Source organism: Streptomyces sp. NPDC006235 (assembly GCF_040613735.1).
Lineage (GTDB): Bacteria > Actinomycetota > Actinomycetes > Streptomycetales > Streptomycetaceae > Streptomyces.
On sequence record NZ_JBEXSR010000068.1, the window covers coordinates 21,908 to 27,907 of the forward strand.

At 71.6% G+C, this 6,000-nt stretch carries 5 protein-coding genes; 4 read left to right on the forward strand and 1 reads right to left on the reverse strand.

The window, feature by feature from the left end; all coding sequences use genetic code 11:
• Positions 1–369: 369 nt before the first annotated feature.
• From ABZ192_RS40920 to ABZ192_RS40935, 4 genes are all read left to right on the forward strand, one after another.
• Positions 370–1,374 (forward strand): C-terminal binding protein, encoded by a 1,005-nt coding sequence (locus tag ABZ192_RS40920; RefSeq protein WP_356929540.1) that lies wholly within the window; start codon positions 370–372, stop codon positions 1,372–1,374.
• Positions 1,371–2,423: an aminoglycoside phosphotransferase family protein gene (locus tag ABZ192_RS40925; RefSeq protein ID WP_356929541.1), complete on the forward strand. Its 1,053-nt coding sequence runs from the start codon at positions 1,371–1,373 to the stop codon at positions 2,421–2,423. The genes ABZ192_RS40920 and ABZ192_RS40925 overlap by 4 nt, the downstream gene beginning before the upstream one ends.
• Before the next feature lie 45 nt (positions 2,424–2,468).
• A complete protein-coding gene (locus ABZ192_RS40930) occupies positions 2,469–3,008 on the forward strand; it encodes a cupin domain-containing protein (protein WP_356929542.1) in 540 nt (179 codons plus the stop codon).
• Between the two features lie 577 nt (positions 3,009–3,585).
• Positions 3,586–4,854 (forward strand): MFS transporter, encoded by a 1,269-nt coding sequence (locus ABZ192_RS40935; protein WP_356929543.1) that lies wholly within the window; start codon positions 3,586–3,588, stop codon positions 4,852–4,854.
• A 52-nt stretch (positions 4,855–4,906) separates the two neighbouring features.
• Here ABZ192_RS40935 and ABZ192_RS40940 read toward each other — a convergent pair whose 3' ends face one another.
• A complete protein-coding gene (locus ABZ192_RS40940) occupies positions 4,907–5,890 on the reverse strand; it encodes a LysR family transcriptional regulator (protein ID WP_356929544.1) in 984 nt (327 codons plus the stop codon).
• Positions 5,891–6,000 lie beyond the last annotated feature (110 nt).

Genomic DNA, 6,000 nt, shown 5'->3' on the forward strand with positions numbered 1-6,000 from the left:
GGCATCCGTGCTGCGGCAGAGAGCCCGCCGAGGGGGGGATCCCGGGAGCACATGCCGAAACCTTGACGTGTTGCAGACTCCTGATGCTATCGTTAGCATCAACGTGGCTATGACAGATTGATGCGACGTGCCCCGGCTTCTCGTGACCCGTTCCAGGGACGTACCGCGGCGCCCGGACCGACCACAAGTCGGCGAGCGCCGGCACCACCGACTTCAGCGACTCAACCCTCTCTCCGCTCCACCCGTGGTGACCGGCAGTCCCGTCGGACAGGCTGCTGGCCCCTTGCGGGCGGCGATCACACCGCTCACCGGCCGCGACCGGGCCCGACACCCGCCGCGGCCGTACGATTCCTGCGAGGACGACCTGCCATGACTTCACCGAGCCGCCTGGGCACCGTGCTGCTCACCGACTACGCCTGGCCCGACGACTCCGTCGAGCGATCGGTCATCGAGAGGGCGGGCCACACCCTGGTGACCGGCCCCGCCGAGCCCGCCTCCGCCGAGATGATCGAGGAACTGGTCGCCGAGCACCGGCCCGCCGGAATCCTCACCTGCTGGGCCCCCGTCTCCGCCACCGCGATCGGAGCCGCACCCGACCTGCGCATCGTGGCCAGACTCGGCGTCGGCCTGGACAACATCGCCGTGGAAGCCGCCACCGAGCGGGGCGCGTGGGTCACCAACGTTCCGGACTACTGCGTGGAGGAGGTCTCCGACCACGCCGTCGGCATGGTGCTCGCCTGGACGCGGGGCCTGGCGGTGTTCGACCGCGAGGTCAGAGCCGGACGATGGGACCCCGCAAGCGCCCGGCTGCGCCGGTTGTCCACGCTGACCTGCGGCATCGTCGGCTACGGACGCATCGGACGGGCCACCGCGGCCAAGCTCGGCGCGTTCGGCTGCCGGATCCTGGCCCACGACCCCTTCCCGCCGAAGGACGCCCCGGGGGTGGAGTCGGCGGGCCTGGAGGAACTGCTGCGCCGCAGCGACGTGGTGATCCTCCACGTTCCGCTCACCCCCGGCACGCACCACATCATCGGCGCCGAGCAGCTGGCGCTCATGAAGCCGGGCGGCCTGCTGGTCAACGTCAGCAGGGGGCCTTTGGTGGACACCGACGCGGTCGTCAAGGCGCTCGACAGCGGGCACCTCGACTCAGCCGCGTTCGACGTACTGGAGTCCGAACCGCACGTGCCCGCCGCGCTGCTGGACCAGCCGGGCGCGCTGATCACTCCCCACGTCGCCTTCTCCTCCGACGCCTCGGTGACGGAACTGCGCCGCCGCGCAGCCGAAGAAGTCGTACGGATCCTGGTGGGCGAGCCGCCGGCCCACGCCTGCAACAGCCCCCGTGGCCTGACCACCGGGCCGGGTGAGCGGCGATGAGTCCCGCCTCCGTGCAGGCATGTCCGGACCCTGCACTGTCCGGCTTTCTGACCGCCCACGAACTCGCCCGCCCTGATGAGAGCGCACGCTGGACCCCGCTCGCCGGCGGTGTCTCGTCCGACCTGTGGCGGGTGGACCTGCCGGGACGATCCCTCTGCATCAAGCGTGCCCTGGCCCGGCTGAAGGTAGCCGCCGACTGGCAGGCACCGGTGTCGCGCAACGCCTACGAATGGGCGTGGATGCGGTTCGCGTCCCGGCACCGACCGGAGACCGTGCCGGAACTCCTGGCCCACGATTCCGGAGCCGGCCTCTTCGCCATGGCGTATCTGCCCCCCGAGCGGTACCCGGTGTGGAAGGCGCGACTGCTCCACGGCGAGGTGGACGTGGCGACCGCCGCGGCCGTCGGAGAGGCGCTCGGCATGCTGCACGCGGCGAGCGCGGGCGACGCGTCCCTCGCCGCCGAGTTCGCCACCGACGACAACTTCCACGCACTGCGCATCGAGCCGTACCTGCTCGCCACCGCGGCCGCCCACCCGACCCTGAGCGACATCCTGCACAGCCTCGCCGAGCGCACGACCGCCACCCGCCTGGCGCTGGTCCACGGCGACGTCAGCCCCAAGAACATCCTTGTCGGCCCGTCAGGTCCCGTGCTGCTGGACGCCGAGTGCGCCTGGTACGGAGACCCGGCCTTCGACCTCGCCTTCTGCGTCAACCACCTGCTCCTCAAGAGCCTCGTGCTGCCCAGGCACCGAGCCGGCCTCCTGCGGTCCGCCCGCACGCTGGCCGAGGCATACGTCCGGTGCGTCGACTGGGAGCCTCGGCCTGCCGTCGAGGCACGAGCCGCGTCCCTGTTGCCCGCGCTGCTGCTCGCGCGCGTGGACGGCAAGTCCCCGGTGGAGTACCTGACGGAGGACCGGCACCGGCTGTTCGTCCGCACGGTGGCATCCGCCCTGCTCCGGGCACCGGCCCCGACGGTGGAGGACGTGCTGGACGCCTGGACCACCGCGCTGACGACCCTGACCGAGCCCGGCACCGACCGGCCCGACTGACCGACGGGTTCGATACATCCGGCGGACCCGACCGAGGAGAGACACATGCGCAGAGTCGTCACCGGCCACGACGAGGACGGAAGGTCGGTCGTCGTCAGCGACGGCCCCGTCCCGCGCAGCCGCGAGTTCACCAGCCTGCCGGGCTGGGTGTCCCGCCTGCCGTGGGCCACCGACCCCGGCGGATCCCTCAGCAGGGCGGGGGAGGATCCCACGCCGAAGGTGACCAGCCTGCTCCCGGCCCCAGGCGGCACACGGTTCATCGTGCTGACCTTTCCGCCGGACACCGCGATGGCCGACCCGGCCTTCGACCCCGTCGCCTTCGACCGGGAGCAGCGGGCCGACTCGCCCGGCATCGCGGAACTCATCGAGCCCGACGGCATGCACACCACGCCGACCGTCGACTACGGCATCGTGCTCCAGGGCGAGATCGTCCTCGAACTCGACGACGGCCACCGCACCCGGCTCTCGGCAGGGGACATCGTGATCCAGAACGGGACCCGCCACGCCTGGCGCAACCACGGCGACCGACCGGCCACGATGGCCTTCGTCCTCGTCGGCGTTCCGCACGACGGCGAACGAGCCTGAGCGCAGACGGTGCTCGGCGAGCCGGTTCCCACAAGGCCGAGTCTCATTGGCGAGGCACCTGTGGCTCGTGGGTCACACAGTGACACCGAGCCCGGGGTCGGAGACCGCCTGAGCCCCTGCTCGGAGGCGGTATGCCCGGCAGTGGGCCGCTGGCCGTCGCCGCGCTGATGGTGATGCATGTGGTGGTCGCGGTCGTCGCCGTCGCCGCCTACCGGCGCGTCCTGCCGCTGCCTGTCCGCTGACGCTGCCCTGCGTGCGCGACGTGTCGGCTGCCGGCAGCCGACGGTGTCCCGGAGGCCGGGACGACAGAGCTCCGGGGCACCGCTGTTCGCTCGCAGGAACGGTCGTGCACGTCTTCCGGCTGCGTGACGGTTGCCCATCCCATCCACAGCGTGGATGACCCGGATACGGGATTCGGATCGCGCAGGGGATGGCACCGGCGCTTTGGCGCGCCCATAGTCGTCGCTACCGCACGCCGCTGTTCGGATGCCGCCGGCGTGCGAGCTTCCCCAGCATGCCGTGCGCCGTCGGCGCCGTGAGGCATGCCCACTCCCTTACACCGCCCCCTGGAGTCGCCATGCCCGGTTCCGTGCCCCCGTCGCCTCACGCGGCGGTCGATGCCACCACTGCGTCAGCCGTCGCCGTCTCGGGCCCGGCCCATCTGCTGCGGGTGACCCTTCTGATGGCGGGCAGCTGTCTGCCGATCCTGGGGGCGGTGCTGATCGCCCCGGTACTGCCGAAGATGCAGGACCACTTCGCGTCGGTCCCGGGGGCCAAGGCGCTGGTGCCCCTCGCGCTGACCGTCCCGGCGCTGGCGCTGGCGCTGCTGGCCCCGTTCGCCGGTGTGATCGTGGACCGGGTGGGCCGCAAGCGCCTGCTGGTCGTGGCGACCGTCCTGTACGCGCTGTTCGGCACGGCACCGTTGTGGCTGGACTCGCTGGGCGGCATCATCGCCAGCCGCGCCCTGGTCGGAGTCGCCGAGGCCGCGATCATGACCTGCTGCACGACTCTGATCGGCGACTACTACAGCGGTCACCGGCGGGTGAAGTACCTCGCCCTGCAGACCATGTGCGCCTCCGCGTCGGCCACCGTCTTCTTCGTGCTCGGCGGCGCCGCCGGATCGGCGGGCTGGCGCGTGCCCTTCTGGATCTACGCCGTGAGCCTGGCGCTCGCCCCGCTGATGGCAACCGCCCTGCCCAACCCGGCGGCCCGTGCGGACGGCGAGGAGACTCCGGCCGAGACGGAGGCCCGCCGCTCGTTCCCCTGGCGGCAGTTGGGCGGCCTCTGTGCCCTCACCTTCTTCGGGGCGATGGTCTTCTACACCGTCCCGGTGGAGATGTCGTACCTGCTCGACGACCTCGGGGTGGAGAACACCGGCGTGATCGGACTGGCCACCGCGATCGCCAGTGCCGCGACCGTGGGCGGAGCGGTCACCTTCGCCCGGCTCAAGCGTTCTCCCGACCCGATGCTGCCCGCCGTCTTCGCGGTCTGCGCGGCCGGCTTCGGGGTGATGTTCCTCGCGGGCAATGCCCCGCTGCTGGTCATCGGGGCGGTCGTCAACTGTGTGGGCACCGGCATGCTGCTGCCCGCCCTTCTCACCAGTGCCATGTCCCGCCTGGCGTTCGAGGACCGCGGCCGCGGGACGGGGCTGTGGACGGCGGCCTTCTTCGGCGGTGAGTTCATCTGCCCGTTGGTGCTGCTCGCCGGGGAGTCCGCGGTCGGCAGTCTCGCCGGTGCGGTGGGTGTGCTGGGGCTGGCCGCCGCCCTCGTCGCGGCGGGGCTGTGGGCGGCCCGCCGCCGGGTGGGCGCCGTCGGTCCCCGGCCGTTGCCGGAGCAGTTGGCCTGAGGGTGTGCGGGAAGACCAAGAGCGCGTCGATCACGGGTTGCCGCCGGCCCGGTCAGAGCCGGCCCGGCGGCAACCCCGCGCTCTGGTCGACGGGCACGGCCTTCCCTGGGCCCTTGCCATGGCTGTAGCCGTTGCCCGCCAGCGTCGCGCCCACTTCCGCGGCCTTCTGCCGCAGCCAGATGTGGCCCGCGTCCTGAGCGTGCACCGGGTGCCACCACATCGCCTCCCGCACCGGTACCGCCTCGAAGGGGCAGGGCAGGACGCGCACCGCGGCGGATCGGACCGCCTTGCGTGCCAGGCGCTCCTGGATCATCGCGATCCGGCGGGTGCCCTCGACCATGAGGGGCAGCAGCTGGAAGGTCTGCACGGACACCTCCACCTGGGGACTGATCCCTATCATGCTGAGCTGGCGGGCGGCCGGGGCGTCGTAGGGACGCTGGTAGACGGCCCAAGGCAGACGCCCCAGCTGGTCCAGGGAGAGTTCGTCACCGATCTCGGGGTGATCGTCGGCCACCAGGAACAGCCAGCGGTCCTGGTGGAGGTCGACGGCGGGCAAGCCGTCGATGATGCCGTGCGGCATCAGCAGTCCGTCGACGGTGCTCAGCACCGCGGCGGTGTTCTCCACGACGGAAGGTGCCGGGTGCTGGAAGGTGAGCCGGATGCCGGGCGCCTCCTCGTGCAGGGTGCGGGCGAGTGCGGCACCGAACACGGCCGCCCCGTAGTCGGAGGCGAGCAGGGTGAACTCACGTGACTCCGCCGCCGGGTCGAAGTCGGCCTGGCTGGCGAAGACCCGCTCCAGCAGGTCGCACGCGGTGGCGCTGCGGTCGCGCAGGGCGGCGCCGAGCGGAGTCAGCTCGTAGGCGTTGCCGGTGCGGGCGAGCAATTCGTCGTCGAAATGGCGGCGCAGCCGGGACAGCGCGGCGCTCATGGCCGGCTGGCTGAGGCCGATGCGCTCGCCGGCGCGGGTGACATTGCGCTCCTCCAGCAGCGCGCGAAGGGCGAGGACCAGATTGAGGTCGAGTCGGGAGAGGTTCACCGGCAACCACCTAGCTGTATTGATCACGAGCGTTGTTAACACTGGCCGGGCTTGATCATGGCGAAGGCCCCCGTGTGTGGTGGAGGTGTCGAATCTTCACCGCACGGAGG